This is a genomic window from Neisseria sp. HMSC067H09, assembly GCF_001814135.1.
Taxonomy (GTDB): Bacteria; Pseudomonadota; Gammaproteobacteria; order Burkholderiales; family Neisseriaceae; genus Neisseria.
This window is the reverse complement of record NZ_KV814911.1, coordinates 1-18702: the sequence shown is the minus strand read 5'-3', so window position 1 is coordinate 18702 and position 18702 is coordinate 1. Positions and strand designations below refer to the sequence as shown.

Genomic DNA, 18702 nt, shown 5'->3' with positions numbered 1-18702 from the left:
CTCTCCCCGTGGGAGAGGGTTAGGGAGAGGGCAAAGCACAAACTAGCAATTCAAAGTCGTCTGAAAATCAACCAGCCTACCCCAAACCATCCAACAAAGGAGACCCCATGCAACTCATCTTTGGCGCAAACGGCCCGTCCGGCCGCGCATTCATCCGCACACTCACCCATCCCGCCGACACCGTTGCCGTATTAAGAAAGCCGCCTGAAGATTCGTTCTTTAGTGAACACCGCATTCAGACGACCGTAGCCGACGCGCTCGATGCCGACGCGCTCGACAAAGTGTTCGCACAATACCGCCCCGACAGCGTCATCAGCTTCGTCGGCGGCAAAAACGAACAAGGCATACGCAGCGACGCATTGGGCAACATCAACATCATCGCCGCCGCTCAAGCCGCCAACCCGCAAGCCCGTTTCATCCTGATTACCAGCATGGGCTGCGGCGAACAATGGGACATGATGAGCGAACCCTTCAAACAAGCCCTCGGCGAAGCCGTCCGCGCCAAAACCGAAGCCGAAATCTACCTCAAACAAAGCAGTTTGAACTGGACCATCCTCCGCCCCTGCGGATTGGACAACAGCGAAGACAACCGCCACATCCTGACCGACCACCCCGACGGCATCCCTAAAAACTACATGAGCCGAAACGGACTCGCCGCCGCCGTCGCCGCCGTCCTGCAAGACCCCGACAGCATCGGGAAGGTTTACACTGTCGGCGCAGGCAGAACACCGCGTCCATAACCAAACAGGTCGTCTGAAACCGTTTCAGACGACCTGTTTGGCGCATGACTGATTCGATAGGTAACAATATATCCGCTTATGACTTGGTAGAGATGAGCGGCAGAAGTTTATCGGCACATTCAAGAAACAAGTTATCTTGAGGATAAAGCGGATTGGGCAGATAGAGCGGGCGATAGCAAGAAATATCGACATCGTCATTCCCGCGCGGACGGGTATTTGGAGGTTTGAGATTACGGCAATCTTCATAATTTTTTGAAAAACTCAGGATCAGACTCACGCTGATTAGGAATGACGGTACGGCGTTGCTTATTCAAATTTTTATAAAAAACGTCGTCTGAAATTTTCAGACGACGTTTTGTTGTCGGCAATCAATCAATATTTATTGATGTTGCTGTGGATATTGTATTGGTTGTGTTCCGTATCGTGGGAATCTTGCGGCTCGTTGCGGACGTGCGGTTTGTCGTCAGACATGTTGTCCAAGTCGCGGCCGGGTTCGGATACGGTGTCGCCGATGTTGATGCTGGTCAGGTTTTCCAAAATGATGGCGGACGAGAGATGTTCGCCGGTGCGGTATACCATGGCCAATGCGGTTTCTTCGGCAGGGATGGAAACATATTTAACGATGTTCTTACGGCCTTTTTTGCCTTCTTCCAAATCGACTTTCACTTGGCGGTCGCGTTTGTAAATGCTCAAGACCGTGCCTTTGTCCAAGCCGTCGGCGGAACCTTTGTTCAGGGTAACGGTTTGGAATTGTCCGGCTTCGTGTACGCCGTCGAGGATGGAGATGACTTTACCGTCGATGTGTTGCGTCGGTGCGTGCGGCATGATTTGGAAAGGCTCGGTTTCGCCGTCCATTTTCAGTAGGAAATCGCCTTTGCGGATTTCGGAAACGGCTTCTTCCACAATCATAGGCTGCGCGGTTTGGGTCGGCACTTTCGCCAGCGGGTGCAGGCGGGTGTAGTATTCGCCGTCTTTCAGGTATTTGCGGTCTTCGTCGGAAGCGGAGTCCAGCGCGCTGTTGGTGTAGGGCAGGGTGCTGACGATGCCGCTGAAGACGACTTCTTGTCCGAGGTATTTGCGGGTATCGGGATCGGTCAGGTCTTTGACGGCGCGGTAAACCAGATAGCGGCCGGGTTCGGTAACGCCGTAGGCGTACACGCGTTCGCCTTTGCTGTACATGATGCGGTTGTCAGGACCGTCGATCAGGCGCGGTGCGTCTTGGGTCTTCATTTGGTCGATGAACTGCGGATGTTGCATGAACATGCGGTAGAAGTTCACGTTGACGGTTTGGATGCCGTAGCCTGAAGAGGTTTCGCGAACGCGCGGGCTGAGTTTGATGACAGGAATGCCGTCATTGCCTGCGGAGCCGTTTTCGAAGCCCAGTTGCGGGCGGCCGTTGACGTAGCGCAAAACCAACACCTGACCCGGATAAATCAGATGCGGATTGCGGATTTCCCCGCGGTTTGCGCCCCAAAGGCGGTTCCACTGCCACGGGCTGTACAGATATTTGCCGGAGATACCCCAGAGTGTGTCGCCGTTTTTCACGACGTAGCGTTGCGGCGCATCGGGGCGCACTTTTAATGAAGCTGCTTGAGCGTGGGCGGAAATTGCCATGCCCGCGACACAAAGCAGGGTTATAATACGTTGTTGCATAACCGTTCCCCTTGAAATTGATTCGGTTTGTCTTTAAATGATAAACGGAGAAAATGAAATGGCCGGGAGTTTGCAAAAAACCGCCGTCCCCCTTTAAAAAACGTCAATAGGCGTTTCGTGCGCATTGAACAGAAATTCATTGACGCATATTTTATCATTGAATGTTAGTGTCATCACGGGAATTGTGAAGACAGGCGCAAAATTTGTATGAAAACACACACAATCTGCTGCCGGACGTGTTTGAATGCGCGTCCCAAGTATTGAAAAACGAAGAGAAAATTATGGCTTTACTGAATATCCTGCAATATCCCGACGAGCGTCTGCACACCGTGGCGAAGCCTGTCGAGCAAGTCGATGAGCGCATCCAAAAGCTGGTTGCCGATATGTTTGAAACCATGTACGAAGCGCGCGGTATCGGGCTGGCGGCGACGCAGGTCGATGTGCATGAGCGCGTCGTCGTGATGGATTTGACTGAAGACCGCAGCGAGCCGCGCGTGTTCATCAACCCCGTCATTGTTGAAAAAGACGGCGAAACCACTTACGAAGAAGGCTGCCTGTCCGTGCCGGGCATTTACGACACCGTTACCCGCGCCGAGCGCGTCAAGGTCGAGGCTTTGAACGAAAAAGGCGAGAAATTCACGCTGGAGGCGGACGGTCTGTTGGCGATTTGCGTGCAGCACGAGTTGGATCATTTGATGGGCATCGTTTTTGTCGAACGCCTGTCGCAGCTCAAACAGGGTCGGATTAAGACCAAACTGAAAAAACGTCAGAAACACACCATCTAAAAGCCAAATGATACGGTCGAACAGGTCGTCTGAAAGAGGGGAAGCGGCAGTAAGCCGTTGTTTTTCAAACTTTCAGACGACCTGTCGCAATGTTTGCCGTTGCGCTATATATAGTGGATTAACTAAATCAGGACAAGGCGGCGAAGCCGCAGACAGTACATATAGTACGGAACCGATTCACTTGGTGCCTCAGCACCTTAGAGAATCGTTCTCTTTGAGCTAAGGCGAGGTAACGCCGTACTGGTTTAAAGTTAATCCACTATAGGTCGTCTGAAACCCATTTCCAAGGAGTTTCCCCATGAAAGTCATCTTTGCCGGTACGCCCGATTTTGCTGCTGCCGCCTTAAAAGCCATAGCCGCCGCCGGTTTTGAAATCCCGCTGGTGTTGACCCAGCCCGACCGCCCCAAAGGACGCGGGATGCAGCTTGCCCCGTCTCCCGTGAAGCAAGCCGCATTGGAATTGGGTTTGCGCGTGGCGCAGCCTGAAAAACTGCGCAACAACGCCGAAGCCCTGCAAATGCTCAAAGAGGTCGAGGCCGACGTAATGGTCGTTGCCGCCTACGGACTGATTCTGCCGCAAGACGTGTTGGATACGCCGAAACACGGCTGCCTCAACATCCACGCCTCGCTGCTGCCCCGTTGGCGCGGCGCGGCGCCGATTCAGCGCGCGATTGAAGCGGGCGATGCCGAGACGGGCGTGTGCATCATGCAGATGGACATCGGTTTGGACACCGGCGATGTGGTCAGCGAACACCGTTACGCCATTCAACCGACCGATACCGCCAACGAAGTACACGACGCGCTGATGAATCTCGGTGCGGAAGCGATTGTTGCTGATTTGCAACAATTAAAGGCGGAGGGTCGTCTGAAAAGTGTCAAGCAGCCAGAAAAAGGCGTGACTTATGCACAAAAATTAAGCAAAGAAGAAGCGCGTATCAATTGGAACGAAAGCGCGGCAGTGATTGAACGCAAAATCCGCGCCTTCAATCCCGTTCCCGCTGCGTGGGTCGAGTATCAGGGCAAACCGATGAAAATCTGGCGGGCGGAAGTAGTCGCGCAACAAGGCGGGGCGGGCGAAGTGTTGTCTTGCTCGGCTGACGGCTTGGTCGTTGCCTGCGGCGAGAATGCGCTGAAGATTACCGAATTGCAGCCTTCCGGCAGCAAACGGATGCCGATTGCGGCGTTTGCGGCAGGGCATAAGATTGAGGTTGGGACGGTTTTGTAGAAGCCGTTTCGTCAACTAAATTTAGAGCCAGCCCATCTCCCCATTTCTTAGCAGCCATGCCTTCCCCGCCTACGCGAGGATGAGCTATGGCGGGAATCCATTGAAAATTCCAAGAAACGGGTGCTCGAAAAACGCCGTTGAAGTTCAAAGATGGATTCCCGCCTGCGCGGGAATGACGGTTGGCGGTAGGAGCAGTATCAAAAAAACAGCGGGCCGGTTATCAATTTTCAGACGACCTTTCTTCTGATGATTCAGAGGTCGTCTGAAAATATCGGGCAGGGAAACGTTTGGTTTTGTTGAACTGACGACAAGATTCCCCACGTTTAGGAGCAGATCATGGCAGTGTTTGAAGTAGTCGAAGGCGATATTACAAAACTTGAAGTCGATGCCATCGTGAACGCCGCCAATTCCTCGTTGTTGGGCGGCGGAGGCGTGGACGGCGCGATTCACCGCGCGGCGGGACGGGAATTGTTGGAAGCGTGCAGAAAGTTGAACGGCTGCCGCACGGGCGAAGCGAAAATCACCCAAGGCTACCGGCTGCCGGCGAAATTTGTGATTCACACCGTCGGGCCGGTTTGGTTCGGCGGACACCGCAGCGAAGCGGTCAAGCTGGCGGAGGCGTATCAAAATTCCCTGCTGTTGGCGCAAGAACACGGCATCCGCAGCATCGCCTTCCCCTGTATCAGCACAGGCGTGTACCGTTTCCCCGCCGACTTGGCTGCCGAAACCGCTTTGGCGATTTTGAAAAAAACCTTGCCGCAGTGTCCGTCTGTCGAAAAAATCGTTTTCTGTTGCTATTCGCCGCAGGATGCCGAACGCTATCGGGCATTGTTGGAACGGGACGGGGCGGTCGTCTGAAAGTCCCGAATCAGGCAAAACGGCAGATTAAATGTTTTCAGACGACCTCGGGCAAGCTTGAGGTCGTCTGAAAACAGAAAAGCCAGACAGGCAGTCCGGCTTCTCATTAAGAGTCCATTAATCAAAAATCGATTAATCGTCGCAGTGGTTGTCGGTGTCCACTTTGATGACGCGGCCGCTTTGTGAGGAAACGTCCACATCGTATTCGGTACAGCCTCTGCGGATTTCGATTTCCCAGCGTCCGTCGCTGTGGTCGATGTCGGTAACGCGGCCGCCGCCGACGCGTTTCTTGGCGATTTTGACGGCTTGCGCTTGGGAGATGGCGCGGGAATGTTTGTGCGGTGCCGCCGCGGCGGTCAGGCTGCCGGAAACGAGTGCGGCGGAAACGGCAAGCAGGGAGAGGAAGCGTAAATTCATGATGAATCCTTATGTGTGTTGAAAAGAACGGACTATATGGATATTGTCATGAGCGGGCAATCGGATTAACACAATTTGAATCTTGCTCCGAACAGCGTCCGAACCGATTGTAAGGCGTTTACATTTTTAACGAACAAATCGAACCGAAGCAGGTATTTAAGGAATTGAATTTATGAGTATGTCCCTCGCCCAAAAACTCGCCGCCGACAGCATTGCGGCAGTCGCTGAAGGGCGCAACCTTCAGGATGTGTTGGCGCAAATCCGCGCGGCGCATCCCGAGCTGACGGCGCAGGAAAACGGCGCGCTGCAGGATATCGCCTACGGCTGCCAGCGTTATCTGGGCAGCTTGAAACATATGCTCGCGCAGATGCTGAAAAAGCCGATTGACAATCCGCAGCTTGAAAGCCTGCTTTTGGCGGCGATGTACCAACTGCATTACACGCGCAACGCGCCTCATGCCGTGGTCAATGAGGCGGTCGAGAGTATCGCGAAAATCGGGCGCGGGCAGTACCGTTCGTTTGCCAACGCGATTTTGCGGCGTTTTTTGCGCGAACGCGACAAGCTTGCGGCTTCGTGCAAAAAAGACGATGTGGCGAAACACAACCTGCCGCTGTGGTGGGTGGCATACCTGAAAAACCATTATCCGAAACATTGGCACAACATCACCACTGCGCTGCAATCGCATCCGCCGATGACGCTGCGGGTCAACCGACGCCACGGCAATGCCGAATCGTATTTGGAAAAGCTGGCGGCGGAAGGTATTGCGGCTAAGGCGTTGGACGAATATGCGGTTACGTTGGAAGAAGCCGTGCCGGTGAACCGCCTGCCCGGTTTTGTCGAAGGGCTGGTGTCGGTGCAGGATTTCGGCGCGCAGCAGGCGGCGTATCTGTTAAACCCTAAAGACGGCGAACGGATTTTGGACGCGTGCGCCGCGCCGGGCGGAAAGACGGGGCATATGTTGGAACTGGCGGATTGTCATGTAACCGCTTTGGATATAGACGAAGGTCGTCTGAAAAGGGTGAAGGACAATCTCGACCGCTTGGGGTTTCAGACGACCGCTCTAGCTTGCGCCGATGCGCAGGACTTGGCGGCGTGGTATGATGGAAAGCCTTTCGACGCCATCCTTGCCGACGTGCCGTGTACCGCCTCGGGTGTGGCGCGGCGCAATCCCGACGTGAAATGGCTGCGCCGTCCGACCGATGCCGCCAAAACCGCCCGCCAGCAGGAGGCATTGCTGGACGCGCTTTGGCAAACCCTGACGAAAAACGGCAGAATGCTGCTTGCCACCTGCTCGGTGTTCGTCGAAGAAAACGACGTTCAGTTGCAAAAATTCCTCAACCGCCACGCCGATGCCGAGCTGATCGAATCGCGTGTGCTTTTACCGAACAAACATCAAGATGGCTTTTATTACGCGCTTATCAAAAAGCAGTAAACGGCTGTTTGGAACGCTGCTGCTCGCCCTGTCGCTGAATGCGGCGGCGGAGGGCATCAGCGTGACCCGCTCCGAGGCGAAACTGACCGAAACCGGGCAGCTTTCCGTCAGCAGCCGTTTCCGCACCGATTTGCCCGACCAGCTCAAACAGGCGCTCCGGCAGGGCGTGCCGCTGAATTTCACTTTGAGCTGGCAGCTTTCTGCGCCTTCCATGCCGTCTTACCGCTTCAAGTTTGACCAGCTGCTCAACAGCGACAATACCATCCACTACAAACTTTCCTTCCATCCGCTGACCAACCGCTACCGCATAACCGTCGGCACGTTTTCCACCGAATACGACACGCTCGATACCGCCTTGCGCGGCGTAGGGGCGGTCGCCAACTGGAAAGTGCTGTCCAAAGGCGCGTTAAGCGGCGTTGCAGCGAAAGACACGCAAGCCGAAATCCGCCTGCTGCTCTCGACGGCGAAGCTGCCCAAACCCTTCCAAATCAACGCATTGACTTCTAAAAACTGGCACTTGGATTCCGGCTGGAAGTCGTTGACCATCTCTCAGGAGTAAACCATGCGCCGCTTTCTCCTGATTGCCGTGTTGGCGGCAGTGGGACTGCTCTACGGACTGACCATTGCAACGGGCAGCACCAGCCCGCTGGCGGAATATTTCTGGTGGATTATCGCCCTGTGTGCGCTGCTGATGCTGGTGTTGGCATCGGTTTTGACGCGCTACGTCCTGCTCCTCATGCGCGACAAAAGCAAGGGTGTGTTCGGTTCGCAGATTGCGCGGCGGCTGTCGGGGATGTTTACGCTGGTGGCGGTATTGCCGGGCGTGTTCCTGTTCGGCATTTCCGCGCAGTTCATCAACGGCACGATTAATTCGTGGTTCGGCAACGATACCCACGAAGCCCTCGAACGCAGCCTGAACCTGAGTAAATCCGCATTGAATCTGGCAGTGGACAACGCAGTCAGCAACGCCACGCCGGTGCAAATCGACCTGATCAGCACCGCGTCTGTGGACGGCGATTTGGGCAAGGCGCTGAAAAATGCCGCCAAATCGGGCGGCTTTACCCAGCTTTCGCTCTACGACGTCAAAACCCATAAAACCGAGAAAAGTGTCAATCCGCTGAAACTAAACCAACCCGAACTCGACAAAGAAGGATGGGAGAAGCTGGAGCAGACCGGCTCGATACGCAGTTTGGAAAACATAGAAAATGTCTTGTACGCGCAAGGCTGGATGCTCATCGGCGCGCACAACGGACGTGATTACGCCTTGTTTTTCCGCCAGCCCATCCCGCAGGATGTGGCGCAAGACGCGACGCTGATTGAAGCGGCGCGGGCGAAATACGCCGAATTGAGCTACACCAAACAAGGCCTGCAAACCTTCTTCTTGGCGACTTTGCTGGTCGCCGCGCTGTTGGCGATTTTCCTTGCCTTGGTGATGGCGCTGTATTTCGCCCGCCGCTTCGTCGAGCCGGTATTGTCGTTGGCAGAAGGCGCAAGGGCGGTGGCGCAGGGCGATTTCAGCCAGAAACGCCCCGTGTTCCGCAACGACGAATTCGGCAGGTTGACCCAGTTGTTCAACCACATGACCGAACAGCTTGCCATCGCCAAAGAAGCCGACGAGAACAACCGCCTGCGCGAAGAAGCGGCGCGCCACTATCTCGAATGCGTGTTGGAAAGTTTGACCACGGGCGTGATTACCTTAGATGCCGAAGGTCGTCTGAAAACCTTCAACAAAGCCGCCGAACGGATTTTGGGCATTGAATTGGTGCCGCTGTGGGGCAGCAACTGGCACGACTGGCGCGGACAATCGCCGCAGCAGACCCTGCTTGCCGAAGTGTTTGCCGCCATTGAAGAAACCGCCAATGCCGCCAAGCCCGTCCAAGTCGAATACGCCGCCCCCGACGATGCGCGCATTCTCTTGGGTAAAGCCACCATCCTGCCCGACGACAACGACAACGGCGTGGTGATGGTGATCGACGACATCACCGTCCTCATCCGCGCCCAAAAAGAAGCCGCTTGGGGCGAAGTGGCGAAACGGCTGGCGCATGAAATCCGCAATCCGCTCACGCCTATCCAACTTTCCGCCGAGAGATTGGCATGGAAATTGCATGATAAATTGGACGAACAACACGCCCAAATCCTCAGCCGTTCGACCGACACCATCGTCAAACAGGTGGCGGCATTGAAAGAAATGGTCGAAGCCTTCCGCAATTACGCCCGCGCGCCGTCGCTGAATTTTGAAAAACAGGATTTGAACCGCTTGGTTGAAGAAGTGTTGCTGCTGTACGAAGGCGGGGCGTGCCGCTTTGTTCCGAACTTGTCCGACAAGCCGCAGCCGATTTCCGCCGATACCACCGCCATGCGGCAGGTATTGCACAATATTTTCAAAAACGCGGCGGAAGCAGCGGAAGAGGCGGAAGTTCCGCAAGTGAATGTGAGCGTCGGCGAAGATAACGACGGACAGGTTTTATTGACCGTTTGCAACAACGGCAAAGGTTTCAGCAAGGAAATGCTGCATAATGCCTTCGAGCCGTATGTAACCGACAAGCCGACAGGTACGGGACTGGGATTGCCCGTTGTGAAGAAAATCATCGAAGAGCACGGCGGCCGCATCAGCCTGAGCAATCAGAACGAAGGCGGCGCGTGTGTGAAAATAGCCTTACCCCGATTGGTAGAAACTTATGCGTAGCAGTGATATTTTGATTGTAGATGACGAAGTAGGTATCCGCGACTTGCTCTCGGAAATCCTCCAAGACGAAGGTTATTCCGTGGCTTTGGCGGAGAACGCCGAAGAGGCGCGCCAACTGCGCCACCAGACCCGTCCCGCCATGGTTTTGTTGGACATCTGGATGCCCGACTGCGACGGCATCACCCTGCTCAAAGAGTGGGCGAAAAACGGACAGCTCAACATGCCCGTAGTGATGATGAGCGGACACGCCAGCATCGACACCGCCGTCGAAGCCACCAAAATCGGCGCGCTCGATTTTCTGGAAAAACCGATTGCCCTGCAAAAGCTGCTCTCTACCGTCGACCGCGCCCTCAAACACGGCGAAATGCAGATGGCGGCGGGCTTGTCCTTCGACAAACTCGGCAACAGCCCCGTCATTCAGGAATTCAAGCAGCAGCTTGAGCCTGCCGTGAAAAAAAGCGGCCCCGTGCTGCTCAGCGGCGAAACCGGTTCGCCGTTTGAAATCGTTGCCCGCTATTTCCACAAAAGCGGCACGCCTTGGGTCGGACTCAGCCGCGTCGAACTCATTGCCGACGCGCCTTTGGAACTGCTGCAAAAAGCATCGGGCGGCACGCTCTATCTCGGTGATGCCGCGCAGTACAGCAAAAACATCCAAAACGGCATCAGTTTCATCCTCGGCAAGGCAGACCGTTACAACGTGCGCGTCATCGTCGCCGGCAGCCACGCCGCCGATGAAAGCCCGGCAGACGCCATCGCCGATGCCAAGTTGTCCGAACTGCTTTCCGGCAACGTCATCAGCATCCCGCCGTTGCGCAGCCAATCCGAAGACATCGCCTTCTTGGTTAACCAAGTCATGACCGAATTGGCGGACAGCGAAAAAATCCAGCCCGTCAAATTCAGCAACGGCTCGCTGACCGTCCTCTGCCAATACAACTGGCCGGGCAATTTCGACCAACTCCGCAGCGTCGTGAAAAACCTGATGCTGGAAGCGGACGGACAGGAAGTCCACGAGCAGGCGGTCGTTGCCGCATTGGGGCAAAAACGGGCGACGGTCGCCACCGAAATCGTCGGCGGTTTCAACTTCAATATGCCTTTGCGCGAACTGCGTGAAGAATTGGAACGCCGCTATTTCGAGTACCACATCGCCCAAGAAGGGCAAAACATGAGCCGCGTCGCCCAAAAAGTCGGCCTGGAGCGCACACACCTCTACCGCAAACTCAAACAATTAGGCATCAGCGTTTCCCGCCGCAGCGCAGCGGAAAAAGCAGAAGAGTAGGGCGGTAGTGGGATAAAAGGTCGTCTGAAAGCATACGGCACGCTGCGGTATGTTTTCAGACGACCTTGTTTGCCATCAAGCCGCCCGTTTTTGTCGAATAACCAACTCACTTTTGACGCAATGGGCGACAACCATTCAAATATAGTGGATTAACTTTAAACCGGTACGGCGTTGCCTCGCTTTAGCTCAAAGAGAACGATTCTCTAAGGTGCTGAAGCACCAAGTGAATCGGTTGCCGTACTATCTGTACTGTCTGCGGCTTCGTCGCCTTGTCCTGATTTAAATTTAATCCACTATAACGGACATTTCTACCGTATCGTGTAGAATATAAAAATATTACAAAAGTTACTAACGGGCTGCCGGCTGTTTGTCAGCATTCGCATGACGGTGAACAGGCACGAAACCGGAATCAGGCGCGGGAACGCCGTATCGGTTTAAAGTTCGCCGATTTTATAGTGGATTAAATTTAAATCAGGACAAGACCGACGAAGCCGCAGACAGTACATATAGTACGGAACCGATTCACTTGGTGCCTCAGCACCTTAGAGAATCGTTCTCTTTGAGCTAAGGAGAGGCAACGCCGTACCGGTTTAAAGTTAAGCCACTATATTTTTAAATACTGACATTTATCCGTTTTCAGACGGCCTCCCGAACAAAGGTCGTCTGAAAACAATAAGGGGACACAATTGATGACGGAAAACGACCGCCTTGCCTGGCTGCAACTGGCGTTTACACCTTATGTCGGCGCAGAGGGCTTCTTGCTCCTGCTGCAACGTTTCGGCAGCGCGAAAGCCGCGCTGGATGCTCCTGTGGAGCAAATTGCCACGATAGTGCGCCACAAGCAGGCAGCCGAATCTTGGCGCAACGGTGAAAAACGGGCGTTGGCGCAAAAGGCTGCGGAAGCGGCGTTGCAATGGGAAAAGCAGGACGGCTGCCGTTTGTTGCTGCTGCAAGATGATGATTTTCCCGAAATGCTGACGCAGGGCATTACCGCGCCGCCGGTTTTGTTCTTGCGCGGTAACGTGCAACTGCTGCACAAACCTTCCGCCGCCATCGTCGGCAGCCGCCATGCCACACCGCAGGCGATGCGGATTGCCAAAGATTTCGGCAGGGCGTTGAGTGAACAGGATATTCCCGTCGTGTCGGGTATGGCTTCGGGTATCGACACCGCCGCCCATCAAGGCGCGTTGCAGGCGGGCGGCGGCACCATCGCCGTATGGGGGACGGGCATAGACCGCATTTACCCGCCGTCCAATAAAAACCTTGCCTATGAAATCGCCGAAAAAGGATTGATTGTCAGCGAGTTTCCTCTGGATACGCGCCCGTTTGCGGGCAACTTCCCGCGCCGCAACCGCCTGATTGCCGCGTTGTCGCAGGTTACGCTAGTGGTCGAGGCCGCGTTGGAATCCGGTTCGCTGATTACTGCCAAGCTGGCGGCGGAGATGGGGCGGGAGGTGATGGCGGTGCCCGGTTCGATAGACAATCCGCACAGCAAAGGCTGCCACAAGCTGATTAAAGACGGCGCGAAACTGGTGGAATGTTTGGACGACATTCTTCACGAATGTCCGGGGCTATTGCAAAATGCGGCAGTTCCATCATATTCTATAAATAAGAAAAACAAAAAAATGGAAAAACGCACTGCCGTCGGAGAGGCGTCGTCTGAACCTGTTTTGCCGTTTTCAGACGACCTTGATGTCCGAAAACATTCGGCACCAGCCAATACGGTTGCCGCGCCGACAGCGGAAGACGAGCTGCTGGACGCCATGGGTTACGACCCCGTGCATCCCGATATATTGGCGCAGCAAACCGCATGGGCGGCGGCAGACGTTTACGCCCGACTGCTGGAATACGAACTCGACGGCATCGTCGCCGCCTTGCCGGGCGGACGCTATCAGCGCATAAAAGCATAATCGATTCATTCATTAAGGAACCAGCATGACAGAAGTCATCGCCTATCTCATCGAACACTTCCAAGATTTCGACAACTGCCCGCCGCCGGAGGATTTGGGCCGCCTGTTGGAAGATGCGGGTTTTGACGTAACGGAAATCGGCAATACGCTGATGATGATGGAAGTGTTGTTCAATACGTCCGAATTCGCCGCCGCGCCGTTCGACAGCCATGCCCTGCGCGTGTATTGCAACGAGGAAGTGGAAAACTTGCCGCAGGAAGTCATGGGGCTGATGCAGTATCTGGTTGCCGAACGCGCCATCACTTACGAGCAGCGCGAAATCGTCATCCACGCCCTGATGCACATCCCGCCCGAAGAAATCACGCTCGATACGGCGAAAGTGCTGGTGTTGCTCTTGTTGTGGGCGCACAAAAGCGAATTGCCCGTCTTAATCGGCGATGACCTGATGGGCGCGCTCAACGGCAAAGCGACCATGCATTAAACCTTTTCAGACGACCTTTTGACGCAGCTTGTTCAGAAAGGTCGTCTGAAACGCATCATCCAATACATTAAAAGAGAACAAACAATGGCGAAAAACCTCTTAATCGTCGAATCACCGTCCAAAGCCAAAACCCTGAAAAAATACCTTGGCGGCGATTTCGAAATTCTGGCCTCCTACGGCCACGTCCGCGACCTCGTCCCCAAAAATGGTGCCGTCGATCCCGAACACGACTTCGCCATGAAATACGAGCTGATCAAACGCAACGCCAAACACGTCGATGCGATTGTTGCCGGTGCAAAAGAAGCCGAAAACATCTACCTCGCAACCGACCCGGATAGGGAAGGCGAAGCGATTTCCTGGCATCTTTTTGAAATCCTCAAATCCAAACGCGGCCTGAAAAACATCAAGCCGCAGCGTGTCGTGTTCCACGAGATTACCAAAAATGCCGTGCTCGATGCCGTCGCCAACCCGCGCGAAATCGAAATGGACTTGGTTGATGCGCAACAAGCCCGCCGCGCTTTGGACTATCTGGTCGGTTTCAACCTCTCGCCATTGTTGTGGAAAAAAATCCGACGCGGTTTGAGCGCGGGCCGTGTGCAAAGCCCCGCCCTGCGTCTGATTTGCGAACGCGAAAACGAAATCCGCGCGTTTGAAGCGCAGGAATATTGGACGGTGCATCTCGACAGCCACAAAGGCCGCAGCAAGTTTACCGCCAAACTCGCCCAATACAACGGTGCGAAACTCGAACAATTCGACCTGCCGAACGAAGCCGCGCAAGCCGACGTGTTGAAAGAACTCGAAGGCAAAGAGGCCGTCGTTACCGCCATCGAAAAGAAAAAGCGCAGCCGCAACCCAGCCGCGCCGTTCACCACATCCACCATGCAGCAGGATGCCGTGCGCAAACTCGGTTTCACTACCGACCGCACCATGCGTACCGCCCAGCAGCTTTACGAAGGTATAGACGTAGGGCAGGGCGCCATCGGTCTGATTACCTATATGCGTACCGACAGCGTGAATTTAGCCGATGAAGCGTTAACCGAAATCCGCCATTACATCGAAAACAAAATCGGCAAAGAATATCTGCCGAGTGCCGCCAAACAATACAAAACCAAATCCAAAAACGCCCAAGAAGCCCACGAGGCGATACGTCCGACTTCCGTGTACCGCACGCCCGAAAGCGTCAAACCCTTCCTGAGCGCAGACCAGTTCAAACTCTATCAAATGATTTGGCAGCGTACCGTCGCCTGTCAGATGACGCCCGCCAAATTCGACCAAACCACCGTCGATATTACCGTTGGCAAAGGCGTATTCCGCGTAACCGGACAAGTGCAAACCTTCGCAGGCTTCCTCAGCGTTTACGAAGAAAGCAGCGACGATGAAGAAGGCGAAGACAGCAAAAAACTGCCCGAAATGAGTGAGGGCGACAAATTGCCCGTGGACAAACTCTACGGCGAGCAACACTTCACCACCCCGCCGCCGCGCTACAACGAAGCTACATTGGTTAAAGCCCTCGAAGAATACGGCATCGGCCGCCCCTCGACCTACGCCAGCATCATCTCCACGCTCAAAGACCGCGAATACGTTACCCTTGAGCAAAAACGCTTCATGCCCACCGACACGGGCGACATCGTCAACAAATTCCTGACCGAACACTTCGCCCAATACGTCGACTACCACTTCACCGCCAAACTCGAAGACCAGCTCGACGAAATCGCCGACGGCAAACGCCGCTGGATTCCCGTGATGGACAAATTCTGGAAGCCGTTCATCAAACAAGTGGAAGAAAAAGAAGGCATCGAACGCGCCAAATTCACCACGCAGGAACTCGACGAAACCTGCCCGAAATGCGGCGAACACAAACTGCAAATCAAGTTCGGCAAAATGGGCCGCTTCGTCGCCTGTGCCGGCTATCCCGAGTGCAGCTACACGCGCAACGTTAATGAAACCGCCGAAGAAGCCGCTGAGCGCATCGCCAAAGCCGAAGCCGAGCAAGCCGAACTCGACGGGCGCGAATGCCCAAAATGCGGCGGACGGCTGGTGTACAAATACAGCCGCACCGGCAGCAAATTCATCGGTTGCGCCAACTACCCCAAATGCAAGCACGTCGAGCCGCTGGAAAAACCGAAAGATACCGGCGTCCAATGCCCGCAATGCAAAAAAGGCAACCTCGTCGAGCGCAAATCCCGCTACGGCAAACTGTTTTACAGTTGCAGCACCTATCCTGACTGCAACTACGCCACTTGGAACCCGCCCGTCGCCGAAGAATGCCCGAACTGCCATTGGCCGGTCTTGACCATCAAAACCACCAAACGCTGGGGCGTGGAAAAAGTTTGTCCGCAAAAAGAATGCGGCTGGAAAGAACAGATTGAACCGCCTGCACCGAAAGAGTGAGATTAGGTTGGTTTAAAGAGAAAAGGTCGTCTGAAAAATTTTCAGACGACCTTTGCTTTTCTGTGATTGGTTTATTTGAATCCGCGTGTCGTTTTAAAGTCCGATAAAATACGGTTCATTTCTGGTTCAAATAAGGCTATGTAATCGTAAGATAGACCGCGACTGGCGCTAGGATGAGGCAGACAGACGACTTCGCAATTTTCAAACGATTGGAATCTGATTTTGAAACGTGTACCGCTAAAATCTTTTTGTACTACTCGTAGCGGTTGAGTTTGTTTTCCGACAAGCTGCTCGAAGCGCGGCAATACATTTGCGCGATTAAGATAATTTGTCAGATTGCTTCCCATGAAGAGAATCAATTTAGGGCGTAGTTTCTCAATGTGGTAGAGAAAATTATCGACGTGTTCAGGCTGGAGAAATTTGTTTGGATTGTCGATTTTGTTGCCCTGAGTGGCTGCCCAGTTGGTTTGAACCAGGGATTTTTCAAATGCACCGCCCAATCCATTTTCGTCTAAGGGGTGTCCCCACATTTCAAACCAATTTTTTATCGTATTGTCGTAACGCCACTTTTTTGCCTGCTCTCCGAAATAGAGGGATTTATTGGCAAATGTATGGTCGATTTTGTTTTCAGGGAGTTTGTATTCACCTGCTACATAAGCAGCCTCATCGGCTTTACTCCAACCCCATTCATACCCACAAATCATTAAACCATGTTTGTCGTTGTAACCTTGGAATATACTGTTACTGAGATTCAGGTCTGACATGATAATAACCTTATATAAATATTTCACAGAGAGATACTCATTATAAATAAGTAAATGTAATTTATCTAGTTTAAGTTTAAAATGCACTTTACATGGTGAAACATAGTTCAGTATTTCATGTCGTCAAACTCAAACTGAAAAGGTCGTCTGAAAAATTTTCAGACGACCTTTTCAGTCTTATTAAGAAAGGATTTAACGCCTTGCAAAAACCAGTGTGGCAAGAAAGAATAAACTGACTATCAGAGCAACGGTTTTGCCGATCAAGGGCAGGCAAAAGACGAACCAAAGCAGACCGCGTCCCAAGTTCGGAATCAATCCCAAGTGGCGGTAATATTCGTCAAAGAAATGGGCGTGGGCGGTGAAGGCAATCACGCCGCCGATATAAACACCCAAAAAAATTTTCCAAAGCGGCATTGTCAGCCATCCATATTTTCATTTAAGTATTATGGTCAATAGACTGAAAAAGCGGTGGGAAAGTTCTAATGGCGGACGTAAGCAACCTTTTTATTTGAGAAAATATTTTATGATTTATAAAATTTTGTAAGTTTAGCATCATAAAAAATAAAATTTCACGATGCGCCGATTTGTTTTCATGCGGCCTTAAATGAAAAAAACGCTGCGGTATAATGGCTGCTTTGTCATTCTTTAGAGGTCGTCTGAAACTGTCGGACGATTCGTTTTAATCATGGGCAAACACAGCAAACATTCAAATCAAGTCCGCATTATCGGCGGGCAATGCAGGGGACGGAAACTGGTTTTTGCAGATGCGGACGGTCTGCGGCCGACGCCTGACAGTGTCCGCGAAAAACTTTTTAATTGGCTGGGTCAGGATTTGACCGGTCTGAATGCGTTGGATTTGTTTGCCGGAAGCGGCGCGTTGGGATTTGAGGCCGCGTCCCGTAACGCGAAGAGGGTAGTGCTGGCAGATAATAATCGCAAAACTGCCGATATGCTGCGGCAAAACGCCAGAGCATTGGGTTTGGATAAACTGGAAATCCTCAATACCGATGGCCTTGCGTATCTGCAGAGGTCGTCTGAAAAGTTTGATGTGGTCTTTTTGGATCCGCCGTTTGCGTGGCAGGATTGGGAAAATTTGTTTGCTTCTTTGAAAAACAGCTTGAAAAACGGGGCAATGGTCTATATTGAAGCAGGGAAGCTGCCCGATTTCCCCGAGTGGCTGGAGCCTTATCGCGAAGGACGGGCGGGTAAGAGCGGTTTTGTGCTCTTGCAGTTTGTCCAAGTGGCTGAATAGTAAGAGATTTGAGAATCATTACCAGGGTGTAAACATTCGCCTAAACGGATTGTTTTTGACGCGTTTGTGCTATAATCCGCGCCCAATCGGTTTTGATAATTTAAATGAAAAAGGAAAAGAAATGTCGCTCTTTATTACAGATGAGTGCATTAACTGTGACGTTTGCGAGCCGGAGTGCCCCAATGACGCCATCTCGCAAGGCGAGGAAATTTACGAAATCAACCCTAATTTGTGTACGCAGTGCGTAGGCCACTACGATGAGCCGCAATGTCAGCAGGTATGCCCCGTGGACTGCATCCTGATTGATGAAGAGCATCCGGAAACGCACGAAGAGCTGATGGCAAAATACGAAAAAATCATTCAGTTCAAATAAATTCTTTTTTAAAGCAATAAATTGAGTGATTTTAAGAAAACAAAATTAAAAAAGAACTTGACGAAAATCTGAGTCACGAATAAACTTGCGTTCTCTTTTGGTGGGATTCCCGAGCGGTCAAAGGGGGCAGACTGTAAATCTGTTGCGAGAGCTTCGAAGGTTCGAATCCTTCTCCCACCACCAAATTCCAATGTGTTGGAGCATTGATGCAGTAAGTCTGCGGGTGTAGCTCAATGGTAGAGCAGAAGCCTTCCAAGCTTACGGTGAGGGTTCGATTCCCTTCACCCGCTCCAATAGTCTATTGGCCCATGTAGCTCAGGGGTAGAGCACTCCCTTGGTAAGGGAGAGGCCGGCAGTTCAAATCTGCCCATGGGCACCAAATACCATTTTCTCAGTATTTTAAAGATAGGAAATTTGCCATGGCAAAGGAAAAATTTGAACGTAGCAAACCGCACGTAA

17 protein-coding genes and 3 tRNA genes are annotated in these 18702 nt (G+C 53.0%); 16 read left to right on the top strand and 4 right to left on the bottom strand.

The window, feature by feature from the left end; genetic code table 11:
- Positions 1-107 precede the first annotated feature (107 nt).
- On the top strand, positions 108-740 hold the full coding sequence (locus tag HMPREF2954_RS06615; protein WP_045072807.1) for an NAD(P)H-binding protein: 633 nt from the start codon (positions 108-110) through the stop codon (positions 738-740).
- Between the two features lie 372 nt (positions 741-1112).
- Here HMPREF2954_RS06615 and HMPREF2954_RS06610 read toward each other — a convergent pair whose 3' ends face one another.
- Positions 1113-2393, bottom strand: a complete 1281-nt coding sequence (locus HMPREF2954_RS06610) for a LysM peptidoglycan-binding domain-containing protein (RefSeq protein WP_009312686.1) — start codon at positions 2391-2393, stop codon at positions 1113-1115.
- A gap of 281 nt (positions 2394-2674) precedes the next feature.
- Here HMPREF2954_RS06610 and def point away from each other — a divergent pair, with 281 nt between their 5' ends.
- The 3 genes from def (at position 2675) to HMPREF2954_RS06595 (ending at position 5261) form a co-directional block, all read left to right on the top strand.
- Positions 2675-3178 (top strand): peptide deformylase, encoded by a 504-nt coding sequence (def, locus tag HMPREF2954_RS06605; protein ID WP_029609881.1) that lies wholly within the window; start codon positions 2675-2677, stop codon positions 3176-3178.
- Between the two features lie 298 nt (positions 3179-3476).
- On the top strand, positions 3477-4403 hold the full coding sequence (fmt, locus tag HMPREF2954_RS06600) for a methionyl-tRNA formyltransferase (RefSeq protein WP_045072808.1): 927 nt from the start codon (positions 3477-3479) through the stop codon (positions 4401-4403).
- A 336-nt stretch (positions 4404-4739) separates the two neighbouring features.
- Positions 4740-5261: an O-acetyl-ADP-ribose deacetylase gene (locus tag HMPREF2954_RS06595; RefSeq protein WP_045072809.1), complete on the top strand. Its 522-nt coding sequence runs from the start codon at positions 4740-4742 to the stop codon at positions 5259-5261.
- Positions 5262-5393: 132 nt separating this feature from the next.
- On the opposite strand, the gene HMPREF2954_RS06590 is transcribed toward HMPREF2954_RS06595, so the two are convergent.
- The gene (locus tag HMPREF2954_RS06590) at positions 5394-5678 is read right to left on the bottom strand and encodes a PepSY domain-containing protein (RefSeq protein ID WP_019271681.1); all 285 of its coding nucleotides are present in this window, start codon (positions 5676-5678) and stop codon (positions 5394-5396) included.
- A 172-nt stretch (positions 5679-5850) separates the two neighbouring features.
- Between HMPREF2954_RS06590 and rsmB the strand changes: the two genes are divergently transcribed.
- From rsmB to topA, 7 genes are all read left to right on the top strand, one after another.
- A complete protein-coding gene (gene rsmB / locus HMPREF2954_RS06585; RefSeq protein ID WP_070689056.1) occupies positions 5851-7110 on the top strand; it encodes a 16S rRNA (cytosine(967)-C(5))-methyltransferase RsmB in 1260 nt (419 codons plus the stop codon).
- Positions 7076-7669, top strand: a complete 594-nt coding sequence (locus HMPREF2954_RS06580) for a DUF4390 domain-containing protein (RefSeq protein WP_009312693.1) — start codon at positions 7076-7078, stop codon at positions 7667-7669. Before rsmB ends, HMPREF2954_RS06580 begins: the two co-directional genes overlap by 35 nt.
- A 3-nt stretch (positions 7670-7672) precedes the next feature.
- On the top strand, positions 7673-9796 hold the full coding sequence (locus tag HMPREF2954_RS06575; protein ID WP_045072811.1) for a sensor histidine kinase: 2124 nt from the start codon (positions 7673-7675) through the stop codon (positions 9794-9796).
- Complete coding sequence (locus HMPREF2954_RS06570) at positions 9789-11072, top strand: sigma-54-dependent transcriptional regulator (protein WP_045072812.1); 1284 nt, start codon at positions 9789-9791, stop codon at positions 11070-11072. Before HMPREF2954_RS06575 ends, HMPREF2954_RS06570 begins: the two co-directional genes overlap by 8 nt.
- A 689-nt stretch (positions 11073-11761) precedes the next feature.
- Positions 11762-12982: a DNA-processing protein DprA gene (gene dprA, locus HMPREF2954_RS06565; protein WP_045072813.1), complete on the top strand. Its 1221-nt coding sequence runs from the start codon at positions 11762-11764 to the stop codon at positions 12980-12982.
- A 25-nt stretch (positions 12983-13007) separates the two neighbouring features.
- On the top strand, positions 13008-13463 hold the full coding sequence (locus HMPREF2954_RS06560) for a Smg family protein (RefSeq protein ID WP_003742632.1): 456 nt from the start codon (positions 13008-13010) through the stop codon (positions 13461-13463).
- Positions 13464-13547: 84 nt separating this feature from the next.
- On the top strand, positions 13548-15854 hold the full coding sequence (topA, locus tag HMPREF2954_RS06555; protein WP_009312695.1) for a type I DNA topoisomerase: 2307 nt from the start codon (positions 13548-13550) through the stop codon (positions 15852-15854).
- A 71-nt stretch (positions 15855-15925) separates the two neighbouring features.
- Here topA and HMPREF2954_RS06550 read toward each other — a convergent pair whose 3' ends face one another.
- Positions 15926-16621, bottom strand: a complete 696-nt coding sequence (locus HMPREF2954_RS06550; RefSeq protein ID WP_141755648.1) for a hypothetical protein — start codon at positions 16619-16621, stop codon at positions 15926-15928.
- Positions 16622-16810: 189 nt separating this feature from the next.
- Positions 16811-17032 (bottom strand): hypothetical protein, encoded by a 222-nt coding sequence (locus HMPREF2954_RS06545; protein ID WP_003760517.1) that lies wholly within the window; start codon positions 17030-17032, stop codon positions 16811-16813.
- Between the two features lie 271 nt (positions 17033-17303).
- Between HMPREF2954_RS06545 and rsmD the strand changes: the two genes are divergently transcribed.
- The 5 genes from rsmD (at position 17304) to HMPREF2954_RS06520 (ending at position 18622) form a co-directional block, all read left to right on the top strand.
- Entirely contained in the window at positions 17304-17870 is a 567-nt protein-coding gene (gene rsmD, locus HMPREF2954_RS06540) for a 16S rRNA (guanine(966)-N(2))-methyltransferase RsmD (RefSeq protein ID WP_045072815.1), read from the top strand.
- A 121-nt stretch (positions 17871-17991) separates the two neighbouring features.
- Positions 17992-18243 carry a YfhL family 4Fe-4S dicluster ferredoxin gene (locus HMPREF2954_RS06535; protein WP_003679513.1) on the top strand — a complete coding sequence of 84 codons (252 nt, stop codon included), beginning with the start codon at positions 17992-17994 and terminating at the stop codon, positions 18241-18243.
- 99 nt (positions 18244-18342) lie between these two features.
- Positions 18343-18426, top strand: a tRNA-Tyr gene (locus tag HMPREF2954_RS06530).
- 36 nt (positions 18427-18462) lie between these two features.
- Positions 18463-18536 (top strand) — tRNA-Gly (locus tag HMPREF2954_RS06525).
- Positions 18537-18547: 11 nt separating this feature from the next.
- A tRNA-Thr gene (locus HMPREF2954_RS06520) sits at positions 18548-18622 on the top strand.
- The last annotated feature ends 80 nt before the right edge of the window (positions 18623-18702 follow it).